This is a genomic window from Azohydromonas lata, from assembly GCF_034427735.1.
Taxonomy (GTDB): Bacteria; Pseudomonadota; Gammaproteobacteria; order Burkholderiales; family Burkholderiaceae_C; genus Azohydromonas; species Azohydromonas lata.
This window is the reverse complement of the sequence record NZ_JAXOJX010000280.1, coordinates 1-229: the sequence shown is the minus strand read 5'-3', so window position 1 is coordinate 229 and position 229 is coordinate 1. Positions and strand designations below refer to the sequence as shown.

Annotated in this window: 1 protein-coding gene; it reads left to right on the top strand. The window is 73.8% G+C overall.

Annotated elements, in window-relative coordinates; all coding sequences use genetic code 11:
* Nucleotides 1-229, top strand: a 229-nt coding sequence (locus tag SM757_RS35390; RefSeq protein WP_322468925.1) for a flavin reductase family protein, incomplete at both ends; no start/stop codon positions are given.

Sequence of the window (229 nt, the reverse complement as noted above, 5' to 3'; positions counted from 1 at the left end):
TGGTGCAGCGATCGCCCAACCTCGCGGCGTTCCAGGGCGCGCGCCACTTCGCCATCAGCGTGCTGGCGCAGCACCAGCAGGCGCTGGCCAGCCGCTTCGCCAGCCCGGCGGTGGTCGACAAGTTCGAGCAGGTGGCGCTGCGCGAGGCGCCCGAAGGCGTGCCGGTGATCGACGGGGCGCTGGCCACGCTGGTGTGTGCCAACGACAGCCGCCAGCGCGCCGGGGACCA